The sequence below is a fragment of the Bombella saccharophila genome (assembly GCF_026385475.1).
GTDB lineage: Bacteria > Pseudomonadota > Alphaproteobacteria > Acetobacterales > Acetobacteraceae > Bombella > Bombella saccharophila.
Genome location: NZ_JANIDW010000001.1, coordinates 558,732 through 574,836 on the forward strand (window position 1 = coordinate 558,732; position 16,105 = coordinate 574,836).

18 protein-coding genes are annotated in these 16,105 nt (G+C 50.0%); 8 read left to right on the top strand and 10 right to left on the bottom strand.

Going from position 1 to position 16,105, the window contains the following annotated elements:
* Positions 1-10 precede the first annotated feature (10 nt).
* The gene (locus tag NQF64_RS02490; RefSeq protein WP_266106350.1) at positions 11-706 is read left to right on the top strand and encodes a pyridoxine 5'-phosphate synthase; all 696 of its coding nucleotides are present in this window, start codon (positions 11-13) and stop codon (positions 704-706) included.
* A gap of 11 nt (positions 707-717) precedes the next feature.
* Here the strand turns inward: NQF64_RS02490 and NQF64_RS02495 are convergent, their stop codons facing one another.
* Positions 718-1,413, bottom strand: a complete 696-nt coding sequence (locus NQF64_RS02495; RefSeq protein ID WP_257875188.1) for a hypothetical protein — start codon at positions 1,411-1,413, stop codon at positions 718-720.
* 139 nt (positions 1,414-1,552) lie between these two features.
* Here NQF64_RS02495 and NQF64_RS02500 point away from each other — a divergent pair, with 139 nt between their 5' ends.
* Positions 1,553-1,777 carry a DUF3126 family protein gene (locus NQF64_RS02500; RefSeq protein WP_099027357.1) on the top strand — a complete coding sequence of 75 codons (225 nt, stop codon included), beginning with the start codon at positions 1,553-1,555 and terminating at the stop codon, positions 1,775-1,777.
* Between the two features lie 33 nt (positions 1,778-1,810).
* Here NQF64_RS02500 and NQF64_RS02505 read toward each other — a convergent pair whose 3' ends face one another.
* From NQF64_RS02505 to NQF64_RS02515, 3 genes are read right to left on the bottom strand one after another with little or no spacing between them, the layout of a single operon-like run.
* Positions 1,811-3,580 carry a M24 family metallopeptidase gene (locus NQF64_RS02505; protein ID WP_266106351.1) on the bottom strand — a complete coding sequence of 590 codons (1,770 nt, stop codon included), beginning with the start codon at positions 3,578-3,580 and terminating at the stop codon, positions 1,811-1,813.
* A 33-nt stretch (positions 3,581-3,613) separates the two neighbouring features.
* On the bottom strand, positions 3,614-4,540 hold the full coding sequence (locus NQF64_RS02510) for a 50S ribosomal protein L11 methyltransferase (RefSeq protein ID WP_266106352.1): 927 nt from the start codon (positions 4,538-4,540) through the stop codon (positions 3,614-3,616).
* Complete coding sequence (locus tag NQF64_RS02515) at positions 4,537-6,768, bottom strand: ATP-dependent helicase (protein WP_266106353.1); 2,232 nt, start codon at positions 6,766-6,768, stop codon at positions 4,537-4,539. The genes NQF64_RS02510 and NQF64_RS02515 overlap by 4 nt, the downstream gene beginning before the upstream one ends.
* 96 nt (positions 6,769-6,864) lie before the next feature.
* Between NQF64_RS02515 and NQF64_RS02520 the strand changes: the two genes are divergently transcribed.
* Together NQF64_RS02520 and NQF64_RS02525 are read left to right on the top strand one after the other, a co-directional pair.
* Complete coding sequence (locus NQF64_RS02520; RefSeq protein ID WP_266106354.1) at positions 6,865-7,488, top strand: JAB domain-containing protein; 624 nt, start codon at positions 6,865-6,867, stop codon at positions 7,486-7,488.
* Positions 7,489-7,491: 3 nt separating this feature from the next.
* Positions 7,492-8,157: a JAB domain-containing protein gene (locus NQF64_RS02525; protein WP_266106355.1), complete on the top strand. Its 666-nt coding sequence runs from the start codon at positions 7,492-7,494 to the stop codon at positions 8,155-8,157.
* Between the two features lie 27 nt (positions 8,158-8,184).
* On the opposite strand, the gene NQF64_RS02530 is transcribed toward NQF64_RS02525, so the two are convergent.
* The 4 genes from NQF64_RS02530 to rpmE all read right to left on the bottom strand — a co-directional run bounded on the left by NQF64_RS02530 (position 8,185) and on the right by rpmE (position 10,914).
* A complete protein-coding gene (locus NQF64_RS02530) occupies positions 8,185-9,321 on the bottom strand; it encodes a 5-(carboxyamino)imidazole ribonucleotide synthase (RefSeq protein ID WP_266106356.1) in 1,137 nt (378 codons plus the stop codon).
* Positions 9,321-9,812 (bottom strand): 5-(carboxyamino)imidazole ribonucleotide mutase, encoded by a 492-nt coding sequence (gene purE, locus NQF64_RS02535; RefSeq protein WP_266106357.1) that lies wholly within the window; start codon positions 9,810-9,812, stop codon positions 9,321-9,323. Before purE ends, NQF64_RS02530 begins: the two co-directional genes overlap by 1 nt.
* Positions 9,813-9,815: 3 nt before the next feature.
* The gene (locus NQF64_RS02540; protein ID WP_099027349.1) at positions 9,816-10,424 is read right to left on the bottom strand and encodes a DUF1013 domain-containing protein; all 609 of its coding nucleotides are present in this window, start codon (positions 10,422-10,424) and stop codon (positions 9,816-9,818) included.
* Positions 10,425-10,686: 262 nt separating this feature from the next.
* The gene (gene rpmE / locus NQF64_RS02545; protein WP_099027348.1) at positions 10,687-10,914 is read right to left on the bottom strand and encodes a 50S ribosomal protein L31; all 228 of its coding nucleotides are present in this window, start codon (positions 10,912-10,914) and stop codon (positions 10,687-10,689) included.
* 233 nt (positions 10,915-11,147) lie between these two features.
* Between rpmE and mscL the strand changes: the two genes are divergently transcribed.
* Together mscL and NQF64_RS02555 are read left to right on the top strand one after the other, a co-directional pair.
* Positions 11,148-11,600, top strand: coding sequence for a large conductance mechanosensitive channel protein MscL (gene mscL, locus NQF64_RS02550; protein ID WP_099027347.1), 453 nt, complete (start codon positions 11,148-11,150; stop codon positions 11,598-11,600).
* Positions 11,597-11,935 carry a hypothetical protein gene (locus NQF64_RS02555; protein WP_266106358.1) on the top strand — a complete coding sequence of 113 codons (339 nt, stop codon included), beginning with the start codon at positions 11,597-11,599 and terminating at the stop codon, positions 11,933-11,935. The genes mscL and NQF64_RS02555 overlap by 4 nt, the downstream gene beginning before the upstream one ends.
* Positions 11,936-12,007: 72 nt before the next feature.
* Here NQF64_RS02555 and secF read toward each other — a convergent pair whose 3' ends face one another.
* Together secF and secD are read right to left on the bottom strand one after the other, a co-directional pair.
* Positions 12,008-12,940: a protein translocase subunit SecF gene (gene secF / locus NQF64_RS02560; protein WP_266106359.1), complete on the bottom strand. Its 933-nt coding sequence runs from the start codon at positions 12,938-12,940 to the stop codon at positions 12,008-12,010.
* A 5-nt stretch (positions 12,941-12,945) separates the two neighbouring features.
* A complete protein-coding gene (gene secD / locus NQF64_RS02565; protein WP_266106583.1) occupies positions 12,946-14,484 on the bottom strand; it encodes a protein translocase subunit SecD in 1,539 nt (512 codons plus the stop codon).
* 169 nt (positions 14,485-14,653) lie between these two features.
* Here secD and NQF64_RS02570 point away from each other — a divergent pair, with 169 nt between their 5' ends.
* Together NQF64_RS02570 and NQF64_RS02575 are read left to right on the top strand one after the other, a co-directional pair.
* Positions 14,654-15,637 (top strand): Gfo/Idh/MocA family protein, encoded by a 984-nt coding sequence (locus tag NQF64_RS02570; RefSeq protein ID WP_266106360.1) that lies wholly within the window; start codon positions 14,654-14,656, stop codon positions 15,635-15,637.
* Positions 15,638-15,669: 32 nt separating this feature from the next.
* Positions 15,670-16,092 carry a superinfection immunity protein gene (locus tag NQF64_RS02575; protein ID WP_266106361.1) on the top strand — a complete coding sequence of 141 codons (423 nt, stop codon included), beginning with the start codon at positions 15,670-15,672 and terminating at the stop codon, positions 16,090-16,092.
* Positions 16,093-16,105: the final 13 nt, after the last annotated feature.

Genomic DNA, 16,105 nt, shown 5'->3' on the forward strand with positions numbered 1-16,105 from the left:
GGATAAGCCGATGATTCGTCTTGGTATTAATGTGGATCATGTTGCGACATTACGAAATGCGCGTGGTGAGGCTTATCCAGACCCTGTGCGCGCGGCAGAGCTCGCTCTACAGCATGGTGCTGATGGGATTACCGCGCATTTGAGGGAAGATCGCCGTCATATCCGAGATGAAGACGTAAAACGGCTGCGTGCTTTGCCCGCTCCACTTAATTTTGAGATGGCTGTTACCGATGAGATGGTCGCTATTGCGTGCAACTTAAAGCCTCATGCCTGCTGCTTAGTGCCTGAGAGACGGGCGGAATTGACAACTGAAGGCGGCTTGGATGTGATCGGTCTGCGCGATCATCTCGCTCCGCATATCACGCGCCTGCTTCAAGCGGGTATCCGTGTTTCTTTATTCATCGACCCAGAGCCAGAGGCTATCCGCACTGCTGCGGCCTTGGGGGCCCCGGTGATTGAGCTGCATACGGGGGGCTATGCTGCAGGCAAAGCGGGCGAGTTGGAGCGGTTGCATCAGGCTGCCCGCATTGCTGGGGAGGTAGGGTTGGAGCTCCATGCGGGGCATGGGCTGACCTATGAAAATGTTACGCCGATTACAAAATTACCGCATCTCAAAGAGTTAAATATAGGGCATTTTCTAATCGGCGAGGCCATTTTTGTTGGGTTGGGGCCCTCGGTAAGGCGGATGAAGGATTTATTGTCGTAATATCAGCCCTTTTATTCCTCAGGGTTATTAATAATAGGCAGGCCGTTATCGCCCTGTTGGATATTAATTAGCCCATGGTTACGGGGAACATCTGGTATTGTTCCATCCTTAGGGGCAGGCTGGATGAGAGGTGTGCCGGGCTTATGCTTATAGAAAGGTACATATTTACCCGATTGGTCTGAATAGGTGGCTTTGGGGCTCTGCTCTGGCGTTGGTGTAGAATGGAACGCAGAGATTGGCCCCATAGGCCAGATGCCTGGTGCATCCCGCATTGTCCCTTCTGGCTGACGCGCACAGCCGCGTGTAAGCATGGAGCAAATGCCATCTTGGCCGAGATACTCATCATCATCACCCGCATAATGGACTTCTGAAACGCGGTCGTGATCTATACGGACGAGCATACGGCAGCTAGCCCCAGCCCCACCAAAAATAGATTGATACGCACTAATGGCCGCACTGGCAGGAATCAAACCAGAATCCGGAAGAGAGGGAATAGAACGATTAATGTCATATTCCCAAACAGCTGTTGTATCGTTTAACGTCTTTGTCGAATTAGGGCCGCCTGCACAGGCTTGTAGATCGTATGTTGTCATGCCGATCATTTCATATTGCGCACGATGTGCCTCCCGTGCATCCCAATAGCCGCAAGCCGTGAGAGTTACAGGTAAAAAACAAGCAAGGCAGCGTATGGCCTTTGGGAACGTCATTGTCTCTCCCACTAATGAGTAGAATAAAAATATATGGGATGATCTATCATGTTTTCCTTTCCATCGGGAAGATGGGTTTTAGTATTCTCAGCAATGGGTTAGAGAGGGAAGGTATTTTCCCCTTTTTGGAGTTTGCTTTATGGCTGATATGTCCCACTCTGAAATCCTGCGCTTGCAGGCGGCGTTACAACGTCTCTTAGGGTCTCCCAAGCTGACGGTGAATGTCCCCCCTCGTAAGGGTATGAGTGTGGAGATCGCTGTGGCAGGCGAGGTTGTAGGGACGGTATATCGTGATGAGGATGAGGGCGAAGTCTCTTATGCCGTCAACCTCACCGTGTTGGAGGAGGACCTCCCCGCTGCCTAAGGGGGAGGCACCGTCCTTATTTTATGGGCTTATTTAGGTGAGTGGGGCGCAGCTTTCTTTCACCCACTCATGAAGCTCCCTCTCTAGGAGGGGCAATAATCTTTCCTGCACTGTGGCGTGATAACGGTCCAACCATTGCCGCTCATCTGGTGTGAGATGCGCCGTGTCGATGAGACGTTTATCAATGGGTGTGTGAGTGAGGGTTTCAAACTCCAAGAAGGGGCCTGATGGGCCGTTAAGTGTGCTTTCCTTCACTAAAAGGAGATTCTCAATCCGAATCCCATACGCACCGACCTCATAATAGCCGGGCTCGTTAGAGAGAATCATACCCGGTACTAACCCGGTTGGCCTTGGTGCTACGGAGATAGATTGCGGCCCTTCATGGACGGAGAGATAACTCCCAATGCCATGGCCTGTACCGTGGTCGAAATCCAGCCCCATATTCCATAAGGCAGAACGTGCCACACTATCGAGCCGATACCCCGGTAGGCCGTGCGGGAAGCGTTGGCGGCTTAGCGCGATATGCCCGCGCAACACAGCAGTAAAGGCCTTTTTAAGGGCGGCTGGTGGCTCATCAGGGCCAATCCATAGAGTGCGGGTGATGTCGGTGGTGCCGAAGGGATATTGCGCTCCACTATCGACAAGATAGACGCAATTTTCTGTGAGGATACTATCGTGCCCTACTTCCGCTCGGTAATGAGGATAAGCCCCATTCGGCCCCGCTGCGGAGATTGTTTCGAAACTAGGGCCTTTATAATCAGGTGATAAAGCCCGGAATGATTCTAACTTCGCAGCAAGTGCCGTTTCACGCTGGCCAACACCGTGTTTTTCTACCCAATGGAGGAAACGGGCAAGGGCAATACTATCAAGCTGATGCGCCCGGCGATTACCGTCTTGCTCTGTCTTGGTTTTTATCGCTTTGGGCAATGTGCAGAGGTCTGGCCCATCAGCAATTTCAGCCCCTGCTGCCTCTAGCGTCATACGGAACCAGAGTGGGGTTGTTGCTGGGTCTAGGCGGACAAGTTTGCCGGAAAGATGTTGTAAAGCCGTTGGTAAAGAAGATGGGGCTTTTGGTAAAATGCCGTCATCTTCTACAGCATCATGAAAGCGGCTTTGTTCAGCAAAAATCTCAACCTGCCCACTCGCATAAAGGATACCATAAGCATGGGCTATGGGGGTCATGGCAATATCATGGCCCCGGATATTGAGTAACCAAGCGAGAGACGGGCAATCGGCTATAATCATGGCCTCTTGGCCTGCCTTGCGTAATTGTTGGGCAAGCTCTGCTCGTTTCTCGCGGCTTGTTTTGCCGGTAAACTCTAATGGATGATGGATGATAGGGGTTGTTGGGGGGACGGGTTGGTCAGTCCAAGCGGTATCAATGGGATTGCCCTCTAGGGCGATGAGCTGAATATGGGGAGAGGACCATGCTGCAAGCTCCCGCTGGCTGACTAATTTTGGGTCATAACCAATGCGTAAGCCCTGGGCATGTTCTTCTAACCATTGCCGGGGCGGGGTCTTGCTACTATGGCGCGTTTCCCAATGCTCGGGGAGGGTTTGGTCCTTCATCTGCACGGTATAGCGTCCATCCGAAAAGACACAGCCTTTATCGTTTAGTAAGATGGCCAGCCCTGCGCTACCGGTAAAACCCGTCAACCATGCGAGCCGCTCTGCATAGGGGGCAACATATTCCCCCAAATATTCATCCCCGCGCGTTACGATAAACCCTGCAATATCAAAATGCGGGAATTGTTGGCGCACGAGAGCGGGACGGTCTTTTAGTGGAAGAGACGATAAAGACATAGGGGCACCATGCAGATAGGAGAAAGGATTCGCTTAAAAAGGTTTGCGGAGGACGAGGGTGCTCCAAGCACCTTCTTTTAGATGATGTTCTAAAACCAGCCCTTGGCGTTGATGAGCGACAAGAACCATGCGCGCTTGCGTGGTGAGCAGCCCAGCAAGGATGGCCGTACCCCCTTTTTGTAAATAGTAGGCTAAATCCTTGGCCATACGGCATAGTGGGCGGGCGAGGATATTGGCAAAAACAAGGTCGTAAGGGGCTTTTTTGCGCACGCTCTCGGTTAGCCACCCATTGCCGAAGCGGCACTCTAATAACGGCCCCAATTTATTTAACCGTGCATTAGAGGCCGCCACACGGACAGACCAAGGCTCAATATCCACCGCTAAAACGGGACGATGGAACAGCCGCGCAGCAGCCATTGCAAGAATCCCAGAGCCGCAGCCCATATCTAAAATATGTTGTGGTTTGCGGTACGCAATGCGTTCTAAAGCGCGCAGGCATCCACGCGTAGAGCCATGCTCGCCAGAGCCAAAAGCAATCCCGGCATCTAAGGTGATATTCAGCCGGTTGCGCGCCGCCTTATCTTTTAAATGTGTTCCACGAATACAAAAACGCCGCCCGACATATTGAGGAGGAAAGGCCTCTTGTGTGCGGGCTAACCATCCTTCTGCCTCCGTTTCCCGCCGGAGGAGCGGGGCCTCAACACCTGTCATAGCACGGACAAGGGCGAGGCCATTTTCTAATTCATCTTCATTCTTGCCGCGTTCTTTAACGGCCTCTAACCGCCAATAGCGTTGCTCATCATCTTCCTCAAACATCCCGACTGTATCGCACACCCCGAGGAGAACTTGCTCAAAAAGTGGAACATGTGCTTCCTCCACCACAATGGAGAGGGTCTCCAACATACGCGCATGGCGTGTGCCAATATGGGATGGGGCGATGGGGCTTTGTTTTGCCTTCATGATACGACCTTTACAAAACCGGCCATGATGCGTTTTAGGCCGACATCTTCAAAATTAACGGAGAGTCGCTCCCCTTCAACACCAATGACCACGCCTTCACCATAGCGGCTATGCTGCACAGTCGCCCCAAGGGGAATGGTAGGACGGTTGGAGAGGGCCTCTGGTCTATAACGGCTAGAGGAGGGAGACCTGCTCATGTTGGCCTGAGCTTGGCGTGCAAAAAAGGAACCGGGACGCGGATTATGGCGCGCAGGGTTATACCGTTTAATATGCTCATCGGGCAATTCTTCAATAAACCGGCTGGGGATGGAATCTTGCCAATTCGCATAAATACGCCGGCTTGCGGCATGGAGGATAATTGCCCGCTCCCGCGCACGGGTAAGCCCAACATAAGCAAGGCGGCGTTCTTCCTCCAAAGCGCGATTGCCCCCTTCATCCAATGAGCGTTGAGAAGGGAAAATCCCTTCCTCCCAACCGGGAAGGAACACGGTAGGAAACTCCAATCCCTTAGCGGCATGGAGTGTCATAAGGCTTACTTTGTCGCGTTCTTCTTGGAGGGTATCGCTCTCCATAACGAGAGCAATATGCTCTAAGAAGGCCTCCATCGTGGGGAACTCTCCAATGGCGCGGAGAAGCTCACCTATATTATCCAAGCGTCCAGCGGCTTCTACTGTTTTGGGGTCATCACGCCACATCGTGAGGTAGCCGCTCTCTTCTAAGATAGTCTCGGTTGCGACTACATGCCCCTCTTTGGCAACAATCTTCCGTGCTTTCTCCAAAGCCGCGAGTAGCTCGGCTAATGTAGCGGCAGATTTCCCTTTGATGAGCTTATGCTCAATTTGTTGTTGGAGGGTCTGTTGGAGAGAGCGTCCCGCTTCGCGCGCAGTAAGGCGCAGGCGGGAGAGTGCCACATTACCAAAGCCACGTTTGGGAAGATTAACGATGCGCTCAAAAGCGAGGTCGTCTAACGGGTAAAGAACGGCCCGCATATAGGCAATCGCATCGCGGATTTCAGCCCGCTCATAAAAGCGAAGGCCCCCGATGATTTGATACGGAATCCCCATGCGCATGAGGGCTTCCTCAAAAGGACGCGTCTGGAAGCCAGCGCGCATCAAAATAGCCATATCCCCATAAGCCTGTCCCCCTTGATGGAGGGTCTGAATACGCATCCCCACAATACGGGCTTCATCATCGGAATCAGGCGTGCTGATGACCTCTACTAACTCTCCCTCATCACTCTCTAAACCGGGGCGGAGGGTTTTGCCCAACCGGTCCTCATTATGGGCAATGATATGAGAGGCAGCACTAAGGATGCGCGGTGTAGAGCGGTAATTTTGCTCTAGCCGAATGATACGCGCACCGGGAAAATCGTTCTCAAACCGCAGAATATTAGCAATTTCTGCCCCGCGCCAAGAATAGATGGATTGGTCATCATCCCCCACGCAAGCGATGTTTGCAGGATCGCCGTCAGGATGTTTGGCTAATAAACGTAGCCATAGATATTGGATGGCGTTTGTATCTTGATACTCATCCACCAAAATATAGCGGAAACGATGGTGATATTGAGCAAGAACATCGGGATGCTGACGGAAGATGGTCACCATATGGAGCATTAAATCGCCGAAATCGCAGGCATTAAGCTCTTTTAGTCGGGCTTGATACGCTGCATAAATTGCACGCGCTTGCCCATTAGCGAGGTCCGTATCATGCGCGGCGGTAATTTCCTCAGGGAGGAGGGCTTTATCCTTCCATAACTGGATTTGGTGCATCAGCTGGGCAAGGGGCCAGCGTTTGAGGTCCAGCTTCCAAGGTTCCATCACTTGCTTGAGCAAGCGTAGTTGGTCATCAGCATCAAGAATGGTAAAGCTGCGCTCTAGCCCAACACGGGGGGCGTGCTGGCGGAGCATACGCGCACAAAGGGAGTGGAACGTCCCTAACCAAAGCCCTTCGACCGGTTTATCCAAAATCACGCTAATACGCTCGCGCATTTCTTTCGCGGCTTTATTGGTAAAGGTCACGGCCAGAATCTGCTCCGGCCAAGCGCGCTGTTGGAGCAGAATATGAGCAAAGCGCGTTGTTAACACACGGGTTTTGCCCGTTCCCGCACCGGCGAGAATCAGCAAGGGGCCTTCTGTTGTCTCTACAGCAAGGCGTTGCTCTGCGTTTAGCCCAACGAGATAATCAGGCTCGGAGGGCGAAAGACGGGGGGAAAAAAGATCATCAACCACAATTATCTGATATAATGCGATCATCCTCTAATAGCTAGGACATAACCGCAGATTGTGAGTAAAGTAGCATCATCCAAATTAGGGCATAGGGCCCGCATGCGAGAGCGCATTCTTGCACATGGAGCAGAAACTTTGGCAGATTACGAGTTGCTGGAGGTTTTGTTGTTCTATGCCATTCCGCGGCGCGATACTAAACCACAGGCTAAGGCACTTCTTGCACAGTTTGGAAATTTGGGAACATTATTACAAGCATCACCAACAACTTTAAAAGACGCTGGGCTGAATGATAGGCTCATAAAACTTTTGCAATTACCCGTATTAGCCGCTCGGTCATTAGTGGAGCATGATGGAGACCTCCCTTTGCAATTGGGCAGTAGTGATGCGTTAATGCGGTATCTACAAGGGACATTACAAGGCATTTCCAAGCCGACTATTGGCCTTATTTGTTTAGATAGTAAGAATAGTCTTATTCAGGAAAAAAATCTTGATACAAAGGCTAGCTTGCGTACTTCATATCGTACAATAGCTTGTGCTCTTCTGGAGTGTCATGCTACAGCCCTCATTGTTGTTTATTATCATCCTCAAGCCCCTGCTACTGCATTGGCCGCAGATGTGCGAGGGTTGAAACAGGCATTACGGGCTTTGTCTATTACGTTGCACGAAGGTATTTTAATCGCACCGGAATGGAGTGTAAGCATGAGTGAGGCTGGATTATTATAGAACGTGTCCCAGCAAAATGTTCTAAAATTTTCACAAACATGTTTAAGCCAGCCAGCGCGTGAGGATCTTTTTAAAGATCTTGCTTCGTTCGTTTTTGCTGCATCTGAGTCTCAAAAAGAGTTAGCATGTTACTTGGAGGAGCATTACACCTCATTAGCCGAGTTATTATGTACATCCTCTAGTGATTGGCAGAAAATACCAAAAGAAACAATCGCACTTCCGGTTTTATGTGCGGTGTTAAAAGAGTTAGCACATCGATATAGTCGCGCTCTTTTACCAAAAGGGGACCTCTTGAAACATTCTGAATTACTTTATGATTATCTTATGGTGCATATGGCACGAGAGCGTATAGAGCAATTTCGGCTTTTATTTCTTGATAAAGATCACCGTCTTATTTTAGATGAAATCCAAAGCAGAGGGACAATCAACCATGCTCCTGTCTATCCGCGTGAAGTTGCAAAACGATGTATCGAGCTAAAAGCATACAGCATCATTATGGTGCATAATCATCCTTCGGGACAAATTACGCCTTCTCAAGGGGATGTCGTGATGACTCAAAATATTGAACAAGCTTTAGATGTGATAGATGTTAAATTGGTAGATCATCTTATTGTAACGCGCAAAAATCTAACGAGTTTTCGCCAACTTGGTTTATTGTCCGAGGGATGATCTACCAGATAATAGACATTGTGAATCTTATTGTTTCAGGCACGGTTTATAATTTTGTAAAACCATAGCACCAGGTAATCCCCCGCGTGGGAAGATGCGGTTTACATGGCCCATCTTACGGCCCGGGCGGGCATCTTCTTTACCATAAAGATGGAGAGAGGCATTTTCCTCCGCTACAATCTCTGGCAGGAGGGCCATATCTTCAGGGCCAATGAGATTATGCATATACACATCAGAATGACGCCGAGGCGGAGGGAGCGGTAACCCTGCAACCGCGCGTATATGCATCTCAAATTGATCCACCAGACAGGCATTCATCGTCCAATGGCCAGAATTATGAGGGCGAGGGGCAATCTCATTAACAAGGAGCTTGCCATTTTTATCTTCAAAAAGTTCTACCCCCATAATGCCGATTAAACCTAGTTTTTCAGCAAGCTGTGCAGCGAGTTTTTGCGCCTCCTCAGCTAAGGCAGGCATGATAGGGGCAGGGACGATGGAGACGCGTAAAATCCCTTCACGATGGTGATTTTCCGCTACATCAAAACACCGGACAGTCCCATCATGACCGCGCACGACCATGACGCTTATCTCTCGTGCGAAATCAATATGCTGCTCGGCAACGAGGGGGTAAGGGAGGGTATCAGCTTGGCGTAATAGAGCCTGAAACGCCTCCTCATCTGGAAGGCGGAATTGCCCTTTGCCGTCATATCCGAAGCGGGTTGTCTTTAAAATACATGGGAAGCCGAAGGAGGCTAGTGCTGCGAGGTTTTCAGCCCCTTTGATTTCACGCCACGGGGCGACAGGTAAACCATAAGAACCCAACATTGTTTTTTCAGCAATGCGGTCCTGACTGGTCTCCAAAATATGCCCTGAAGGATGAACAGTGCAAAAACGTGCTAAATGTTTTAAGCCGCTGGCACTGATATTCTCAAACTCAAAACTAATGACATCACAGCTCTGGGCGAAGTTCTCTAAGCATGAAGGGTCATCATAAGAGCCGATCGTTACTTTGGCAGATGTTTCCGCCGCTGGGCTGGGGGCTGTGTTGGAGAGGATATGGACCTTATAGCCAAGCCGCGCCGCAGCCATAGCGGACATGCGGCCGAGCTGCCCGCCCCCTACGATGCCAATCCACGCGCCGGGTTGTAAGGGCTGCTGTGCCATTAAACGGGGACCTCCGCGACTGAAGCTGTTTGAGTCTCTCTATAAGCAATAAGGCGTTTGGCCAACTCTGCATCAGAGAGGGCCAGAACAGACGCCGCTAGCAAAGCCGCATTAACAGCCCCTGCACGACCAATCGCTAAAGTTCCAACAGGGACACCGGCAGGCATCTGGACGATGGAGAGCAAGCTATCTTGCCCTTTTAAACTTCGACTTTCGACCGGTACACCAAAGACAGGTAGGCTTGTCCAAGCGGCACACATACCCGGGAGATGAGCCGCACCACCTGCTCCGGCGATAATCACCTTCAGCCCCCTATCATGGGCCGATTTCGCGTATGAAGCGAGGCGGTCCGGGGTTCGATGGGCGGAGACGATACGTGCCTCGTAAGGGATGGCGAGCTTCTCTAGCAGCTCGCACCCATGGTGCATTGTCTCCCAATCAGATTGGCTACCCATAATCACACCCACTAAGGGGGCTGAGTTGTGCTTCATCTTTTAAAAACCGTCGGTTGTTTCATCATGAGAGGAAAAAAGACGGTTTGGATCATTCTCATGCATATCCTGCAAAGGTGTTCCTTCACGTACAAGACGGTCATTTGCTGCTTGGACAGCGGCGTTAAGGTCTGTTTGTGTGCATAAGCCTAGGATAACAGGATCGCGCGGTTTAATATTTGGGCTGTTCCAGTGCTCACGATTACGGATTTTGGCAATAGTATCTTTTGTTGTCCCTAATAAACGGACGATTTGCGTATCATTAAGTTGGGGGAATTGGCGCAGAATAAAGGCGATAGCATCTGGCCGATCATGCCGTTTTGCGACTGGGGTATAACGTGCGCCCTTAGCGCGTCGTGCAACAGGATTGGGAGCCGCTTTTAGCGTGAGGCGAGCGGTAGGATTGGCCTCACAGCGTTTAATTTCTGCCTCGGTGAGTTGATTATTTTTGATGGGGTCATAACCATTAATTCCCCCGCCAACTTCACCATCCGCAATAGCTTGAATTTCTAAGGGATGCATGCCGCAAAAGACGGCAATTTGGTCAAATGTGAGGGCAGTTTTTTCAATAAGCCAAACGGCGGTCGCTTTGGGCATTAACGGTAGAGTCATGTCAAGGCGGTCCTTTTATAGAGCGGTATATGGTCCGGCATTTGGCAAGCCCGGGCCACTCTGAAAAAGAATCACCCGCCACCTAGAAAGAGGCGGTGCCTGCATAATGCACGACAGTCCCGCTACAATGCTTGAGGATGGAGGTAACGTCAAGCGTAGAATAATATGATATAGTTAGATAAATCCTCCAGCTTATAAAAAACCCTCTACTTTCAGAAGAAAGAGAGGGTTCCATAACAGAGGTCTGTGTAAAAAGAAGATATTACTTCTTAATATTACCAATACCGGAGAAACGTTTGTTGAACTTTGCAACCTGTCCCCCTGTATCCAAGATACGCTGAACACCTGTCCACGCTGGATGGGTTTTGGGGTCGATATCAAGGCGTAGCGTAGCACCAGGCTCGCCATAGCAGGAGCGGGTTTTATATTCGCTGCCATCAGCCATCACGACTGTGATTTCATGATAGTCGGGGTGGATGCCGGATTTCATAGTATTTCCTGAATCTATAAAAAAAGAAACTCCGATGCCGACCGGAGCAGACGCAGCTCTCTTACAGGATTTTTTCTATAAAATAAAGCGCGTTTCCTCTCTTTTTATGGGGTTCTTATGAGGAGGGCCGCTTGTGGTTTTGGCGAACATATACAATATGTCTCTCTATTGTCTTACGCCTCTATAGGCATGGGCTTGTTAGGGCGTTTCACTTTAAGAGTTAGGTCGAGTTTATGAGTCGTATTAAATCTCCTGGTTGGGTTGCCGACTTCCAGAAGTTTATTATGCGCGGCAACGTGATGGACCTCGCTATCGGTGTGGTTGTCGGTGCTGCTTTTACTGCCATTGTAAATAGTGCGGTTAAGGACATTCTGACACCAGTCTTAGGCTGCCTGACTGGCGGTGTAGATTTCTCCAACGTATTTATTACGTTAAAAGGGCCTGTAAAGGATACGTTGGCAGAGGCGCAAAAAGCTGGATCTGTGACAATTAATGTTGGTTTGTTCCTTAATGCGGTAATCCAATTTTTAATCATTGCCTTTTTTGTCTTTTGGGTTATGCGTTTAATTAGCAAATTACATCGCAAAGAAGAAGAAAAGCCAACTCCACCTCCAGCGCCTACAAAAGAAGAAATTCTTTTGACAGAAATTCGCGACATTCTTGCTGGACGTACTTCCGAACAATGAAGAGATTTTCTGTTCATAAGATAATGAAATATTGGGCAATGCTAAGCGTTGCCCTTTATTCTTTGGTTTTCATTGATGTCAGCAAGGCAGGTGATGCTGCTTTTGGTATACCTATTTCTCCCAATGCTCATCTCTATACGTATTTTGTCATAAATGGGATGGCTCGAGGGGAGTTTATGCTAGGTAGACTACGTCAAAAAGATATGCCGGTGCTTATTCATATGGATGAGGTAACGCGGAAGATCATTCTCCATAACCTGAGCGCTCAGACGATCCGTTCTGATTTTCAAGCAGATCAAGTATTGAAGAATTATTTAGATCTTTTCCCGCATTGACCCACCTTGAAAAGAGGACAGATCAATACGTAAAAGGGAGCAAATGCTCCCTTTTTTTAAGGCTGGTAAATTTTATTGCTCGGCTGGTCTTAATCGTTTGCGTCCCATTAAGAGAAGGAGCGGGGCCGCAATAAAAATGGAGGATGATGTTCCAACGACGATGCCAAAGAGCATCACGGTTGCAAAACCTGTTAACGTACTCCCGCCAAAAAGGGCGAGGGGCAGTGCGGCGAGGAAGACCGTCATTGAAGTCCCTAAAGTTCTATTAAGGGTCTCATTGATAGAAAGGTCTAACAAATCCCGCAAAGGCATGGTGCGGTATTTACGCAGATTTTCCCGTACGCGGTCATACACAACCACCTTATCATTCGTAGAATAGCCGAGGATGGTCAAAAGCGCTGCGACCATCACAAGGTCAAACTCAAAACGTGTGATGACGAGAAAGCCAATCGTTTTGGTAAGGTCCAAAATCAAGGTGATGACTGCGCTAAGGGCGAACTCACGTTCAAAACGGAACCAGATATAGACGAGAATCATGCCCAAGCTAAAGAGCAGGGCCAGAATACCATCACGAAATAATTCAGAGGAGACAGAGCCACCAACAGCATCAGCACGTTGAATCTGCACACCGGGGATGGCTTGAGTGATTACTGAACGAACATGATCGACGAGTTTTTGGGTCACATGCTCATCCTCTCCGCCGCGGGGGAGATTGATGGCAATACGAATATCTTGTGGCGAGCCAAATGTTTGAACTGAGGCTGCATTAACCTGTCCAGCTTTGAGGATGGCCCGCATATGGGCGGGGTCCTCTGCGGAAGGGGAGTGTGTCTCCACAATTACCCCACCGCGGAAGTCCAAGCCGAGATTTAAACCTGGCTTAAAGAACAATAGGAGAGACGCGATAGAGAGTAGCGCAGAGATGATCAGACCTGCATGACGTCCACGCATAAAGTGGATCTGACGGTCATCACGTACAAAACGAAGAAGGGGATGAGAAAACATGATGATTAGACCGGCAATTCTTGTGGGCGTTTATGTGCATACCAACGAATGATAAGCATGCGCGAGACAATGAGGGTTGTGAACAACGTCGTGGCGATACCAATGGTAATGGTGAGCGCGAAGTTACGCACTGCCCCTGTACCAAAGACAAAGAGCATCACATGGGCAAGAAACGCAGTGGCATTACTATCAATAATGGTCCCTGTCGCGCGTTGGAAGCCAACCTGCAACGCTTGGAGTGGCTTGCGCCCAAGGCGTACTTCCTCTCGGATACGCTCGTTAATGAGGATGTTCGCATCCACAGCCATACCGAGTGTGAGGAGAATACCGGCCATACCCGGTAGGGTCAGTGTTGCTTCAAAGAGTGACAGCACAGCCAAGATAAGCACTAAGTTGGCAAACAGAGCTATATCAGCATAGAAGCCAAACCGAGCGTAAAAGAGGAGCATAAATAGCACAACGAGAACAAATCCAACCGCCAGGCTGATAATCCCCGCATGGATAGAGGCCGCCCCAAGGCTTGGGCCGATGCTGCGTTGCTCCACCACAGTGAGTGGCGCAGGGAGAGCCCCGGCGCGGAGCAACAACGCCAAGTCTGAAGCAGAACGTGCGGAGAAGCTCCCTGTAATGATGCCTTGCCCTGCTGTGATGGGGCCATTAATGACGGGGCTGGTTAGGATACGGCCATCAAGCACAATGGCGAATGGCTTGCCAACATTTGCTGTGGTGATGCGCGCGAAATCTTCTGCCCCTTTATTGTCGAACTTTAGGGACACAACCCATTGATTATCGCTCATTGTCGCAGCGGCATCGGCAAGGTTGGCACCATCAACGTCAATTTTATCTTCTACAGCAAGTTGCCCATGTCCATCGGCAAGTGGAAGTAAGGTGGTACCGGGCCCTGCATGGGTTAGGTCAGGGGAGAGAAGATGGAAGGTCATCCGTGCTGTTGTGCCGAGCAGAGCTTTAATACGCTGTGGATCGCTAATGCCCGGTAGCTCCAGGACGATGCGGTCTTCCCCTTCACGGGCGATACTGGGGTCGATGGCCCCGGTGCTATCAATACGGCGGCGGACAATCTCGATAGAGCGTGTTACGGCCTCCCGTGCACGGTTACGAATGGACTCTTTCGTCAGGCGAAGGATGAAACTACCAGCTTGTTCCTCAAGAGTAACTTCCCCCGGTGTTGCAGAGATTAAGGCTTCTAATGCGTTACGGTCTGCATCATGCTCCATAGCTGCACGTGGTGTAACGATTAGCGAGGCTTGAGCGTCATCACGTCGTATGTCGCGATAGCCTACATGGGAGTCTAATAGGCTCTGGCGGACTTGGCCTTCTAAAGATTGTAGGCGGTCATGCTGAAGGGTTTGTGTATCAAGCTGCAATAGCAAGTAAGAACCGCCCCGTAAGTCGAGGCCCAGATGCACTTGATGCCAAGGCAATGAAGGCAAGGGGGACTTCATAAAGTTAGGTAGGCAAAGCAGGGCAGCAATAAGGCAGACACCCGCCACGCCCAACATCCTGAGGCGGCTATAATACAACATAGGGGGTTCAAGAACCTCAAAAACGTTAATAATGAAGAGGCCAAAGGCCATCCCATAGATGGTGCAGACCATGCCCTTTTAGCGATTTTAATGCAACCATTATACACAGATATGGAATGTAGGGCGTTAGTGGCTTGCGCGACATCACCTTGTTGATATGCTCCAAAGCATGATGAAGAAACAAAGCCTTAATGTCGCAGTGGTAGGGACTGGGTATTTTGGCCGGTTTCATGCCTTGCAAGCCAGCCGTCATTCACGGGAAGTTTTATCAGGTGTGTACGATTCCGATCATGTGCGCGCTCAAAAAATAGCGCATGAGGTTGGTACCATTGCGTTTAAAGATTACGCTTCGCTGTTATCGCATTGCGATGCGGTTATTATTGCCGCACCAGCGGAGGCGCATTACAGCCTAGCTTGTCAGGCTCTTGAAGCAGGATGTCATGTTCTTGTTGAGAAGCCTCTCGCCTCTACGCGGCAGGATGGAGAGGCTCTTGTCCGTTGTGCGGACGATAAAGGGTTAATCCTGCAAGTAGGGCACCTTTTACGCTATTCAGCTGAGTATGAGGCCATTAGCGCGCGCATTAAAAACCCTCTTTACATAGAGGCAACACGCATTGCCCCATATAAATTGCGCGGGACGGATGTTTCCGTTGTGCTGGATCTCATGATTCACGATCTTGATCTCATCCTAGCCCTTGTAGATAGTCCCATTCATCACATTAATGCGATGGGCGCTGCCGTCTCCAGTGCGCATGAGGATATTGCCAATGCGCGGGTACAATTTGCCAATGGTTGTGTAGCGTCTATCACAGCAAGCCGCGTCTCGTTTAAAACAGAGCGGAAGATGCGTTTATTTGGCCAAGAAGGCTACCTCTCAGCCGATTTTACAAGCCGCACATTATCCTTTATTAACCGAAAAGAAGGTCTGATAATGCCGGGGAGCGGTGGCTTCCGGCGTCAGAGCGTGCAGTGGCGTGATCATGATAATTTGGCGGCCGAGCATGATGCGTTTGTTGCGTCTTGCTTAGATGGTAAACCCGTTATTGTGGATGGAGACGCTGGCTTGCGTGCTTTGGATGCTGCTTTACGCGTTGGGGAAGACATGCAACGCGCACGGCAGCTATTACAGAGTTCAGGCCTTTTATCTCATTAAATCTCTCCCTTGGAGAGGAAGGATTCTCTAGAATGAATGCGGTTGATTACTCTTACGCACATGTTGGTGGGTTAAATCCGTTTGTTAGCCTGCTCATTTTTGCCGTATTAATGCTCGCTTTGTTCGGGTTGTATTTTCTGCCGAGCGTGATTGCCCTCATCAGACGGCACCCGCAGAAATGGATACTCGTCGGACTAAACGTCTTCTCAGGCTGGACGGGGCTGGGATGGATTGCCCTCTTGCTGTGGTCTTTGTGGCCGCGTGAGGAGCTTTTGGCCGTGAATCGGCGTTTAGCGTCATCCGGGCAGGATTGGGGCCCGTATCAAAATCGGGAACAATCTTTCGGCGGGCAGAGCGCAGCTGATGAGTTGGCCAAACTTGCTCAGCTCAAAGAACGTGGTGTTTTGAGCGAGGCTGAGTTCGAGCAAGCTAAAGAGCGGTTCCTGCATAAATAAAACTGTAAGGGTT